This is a genomic window from Microbacterium sp. 13-71-7 (genome assembly GCF_002257455.1).
In the GTDB taxonomy this organism is placed as follows: domain Bacteria; phylum Actinomycetota; class Actinomycetes; order Actinomycetales; family Microbacteriaceae; genus Microbacterium.
Genome location: NZ_NCKN01000339.1, coordinates 1 through 3161 on the forward strand (window position 1 = coordinate 1; position 3161 = coordinate 3161).

Sequence of the window (3161 nt, forward strand, 5' to 3'; positions counted from 1 at the left end):
TCATCCTGAGCGTGGCGGTCTTTCCCGTGCCGGCGCCCGCGTGAATGGAGAGGTTCCCGCCTTCACCGAACGCCTGAACGATTGCTGCCTGCTCGAGGGTCGGGTTCACGCGGCTTCCTCCTCTTCGTCGTCCTCGTCGTACACGGGGAAGACGTACTCGCACTCGATGGCTTCCAGCACGCGGTAACGGCTCACGCGCACCTTCTGCCAGCCCGCGTCGATGGGGACGCTGACGACGTCACGGGGGTTCACCACGCACGTCACCAGACCGCCCTGGCTGAAGCCGCGGGCGTAGCTGAACGTGCCAACATGCAAGCCCGTCGAGCAGCCGTGGTGCGGGTTGTTGTTCACGTACGAGCGGCTGACCTGCAGCACGGAGCCGGGCCGGTTCGGGAGGTGCCCGCGCATCGGGTGCAGGTCCACGATGCCGGGTCCGGCGTGAATGCTTGTGAAGTCCCGGCGGACGCCCTTGTAGGCGATGAAGTCACCGTCAGCGGTGATGGTGAAATCGAACCGTCGCAGGAACTGATAGAGCTGCTGGCGGGAGCGCAGTGACGGATTCTGATAGAGCTTGTCCAGGAACCGCACGACCGGCATGTACGCGTCAGGCTTGCCGCGTCCCTCCCGCGACATGATGCGCAGGATGTGACGGGCGATGCCTGCGTCGACGGCGTCGCCATCGAAGAAGATGTTCGCACCGTCCGTGGTGATGCGTTCGCTGAGACCCGTGAGCCGTTCACCGACGACAGCGACCGGCTGGAAGAGAGCGAGGAGCTCATCATCCGCGACACCGCTCTTGACCGAGCCAAGGGCGTCCTCGTACATCGGTGAGTCGTCGGTGAGCGTGTACGGCTGGCCGCCGATGATGATGGTGACGCTCCCCTTCTCGTCGGGGTTCTCGGGGGTGTACTGCAAGTACGGCGTGCTCATGTTCCTCCTATGCGCGGCCGGCGCCCTTCGGGTACGACGCTCAGGCGGGCAGGTCTCCGCCTGTCACGGCGTTGATGTAGGCGACAAAGTGCTCAGGTGAGAAGCCCAGGAGGGCGTTCCGGAAGGACATCGCGTCGATGAAGGGAAGCTCCAGGTATTCGGGAGCCGTGAGGCCGTTGGAGAACTCGGTGATGGGGGCGCAGAGGTCGCTCCCGCTCCACCTCAGCAGCGCAAGGACGTGGGCGGGCACGTGTGCGTTCATGGCTTCGATGCCGTCACGCACCCGCTCATCCGTGATGGTGCTGACGTCCACGCCGACGATGCCTGCGCATGCCGACAAGTGCATCCATCGCCGGTCGCGCTGCACCGCCAATGTCATCCGGTGCTGTTCCGCCTCGCTCAGAACATCGTTGATGTACTCCGCGACGATGTTGCGCGCGGACGTGACCTTCTGCCCCTCGAACACCGTGGTCGGGTCGTGCTTGGCGGTGAGTGTGACGAGCGTGAACCCTCGCTCAGCCAGCATTCGCAGCGCCGGGTGGCTGCCGAGTGAATGGGTGTAGCCCGCCTGACCTCGGTGGTTGAAAAGCTCGTCGAGATGGCTCGTCGATGTGACGTAGGCGACAGGTCCGGTCACCTCGGACGCTTCCACATACTGCTTGGCGAAAGAGTCGTCCGTGATGATGAACGCCCCAACCCGTTCAGGGCTGGCGGCGAGGCTGGAGTTGCGCTTCGCTGTCCGGCTCTTGCGGAGCGCTCGCGCCTGAGAAAGCAGCTCCTCGGCGTCGACGTTGGTGAGCGCCGCCTGCGCCCACATGTGCTGTGCGATGAGCGGGGCTGTCGCGATGTACGTGCGTGGCACAGCCTCGCCGGTTGCGCGAAGGGTGCTCAGGGCGGCTTGCACCCGGTTCACCTCCGCCAGGGGCACGCACACGTATTGCAGTGGCTCCCCGATGCCGACGGGCAGCACATGACCGCGAGCCCGACGCGCTCCCCCAAACAGGCTCACCCGGCCATGCAGGGCAACCGAGTCCTCGAACTTGACGCCCCGCCAACTCATCGGCATTCCCGGCACGTCCTTCACCTCGGCGTACAAGGCAAGCGCCTCCGCGGGCGTCTGAGCGCTGCGGACAAGACGCCACAGCGTCGTGCTCAACGTCCGTGAGTAGGCGTCCGCGACAGCCTTCACAGCCTTGATGGTCCTAGGCGTTGGCAGCAGCGCGTCCCGGGACGTCGCGAACCCGACGGCGCCGTTGGGGACGCTCAGGATGATGCGATGCCCCGGCATTCCCTTCAACGCCTTCGGACTCAGCGTCTCGCTCAGCGGGTAGTGCACGCCGAGCACATCCGCCCGCGGCGAGAGCGCCTGGTAGGGGCGCCGGTTCGGCACGACACTGAAATGCGGGGACCGCGCCCACCATCCGAGGGCGACCCCGTCGTCACCGTCGATGCGGCGGAACTGAGTCGAGTCATGAACGGTCACGGGCACAGAAGCCCCGTTGACGTGAAGGCTCTGCGGGTCAACGGTGAGGAACAGGTGCTCGTCGAACACAAGCTCCGACATCCGTTCGGTCGCGTTGGACACCGGAACATGGACCTCCACTCCGTCGTGGGCTTCGGTGACCGTGGTCTTAAGCACCTTCATCACTGGGATGAAATCCTCGCCGCGCGCGACCAGCACCAGATGCTCGAGGCCGTCCTTACGTGCTACGAACGTGTACTGGGCGGTAAGCGCCAACGGCGACTTGGACCCCAGGCCGAACCCGCCTCGCTCACCGTCCGTGTTCCGCTTGTCGGAGCCGCCGAACTTGCTGAACATGGACCGGATGTCGTGCAGGTCCAGGCCAACACCATCGTCGTGGACGATGAGGGTGGGGCTGAGCGTTGTCGGCAGCGTCACCCGTACGGGGCTCGACACTCCCGCGCGCACATGCGAGTCGAGGGCGTTGCTGACAAGTTCGCGGAGGACCGCACGGTGCGGGTCGGCGTACAGCGACGTGGAGATGGAAGCCATCAGGAACGCGGTCGCATCCTCATCCATCGACATCGTGATGTCCTCCGTGGAGGAAATGTGACCTTCGACGGTGCCGGTGATGGGACTGATTCGCATGAGACGTTCATGCGCGGCGGACACCCAGCCCGGGCGACATTCACGCTTCGGGTACGAAGGGTCAGCCGATGACCTGACCCCAGACGGCATCGGCTTCCCAGCCCGTGTCGTAGTAGTCGTC

General features: G+C 65.2%; 2 protein-coding genes. Both read right to left on the bottom strand.

The features are described from left to right. Window positions 1–105 precede the first annotated feature (105 nt). Entirely contained in the window at window positions 106–930 is an 825-nt protein-coding gene (locus B7X32_RS19830) for a hypothetical protein (protein WP_292723696.1), read from the bottom strand. Between the two features lie 40 nt (window positions 931–970). Continuing rightward, entirely contained in the window at window positions 971–3064 is a 2094-nt protein-coding gene (locus tag B7X32_RS19835) for an ATP-binding protein (protein ID WP_292723699.1), read from the bottom strand. Between the last annotated feature and the right edge of the window lie 97 nt (window positions 3065–3161).

Bases quoted from the DNA above. Each gene is read 5' to 3' on its own strand.
- B7X32_RS19830 (WP_292723696.1), bottom strand. From the start codon at position 930: ATGAGCACGCCGTACTTGCAGTACACCCCCGAGAACCCCGACGAGAAG.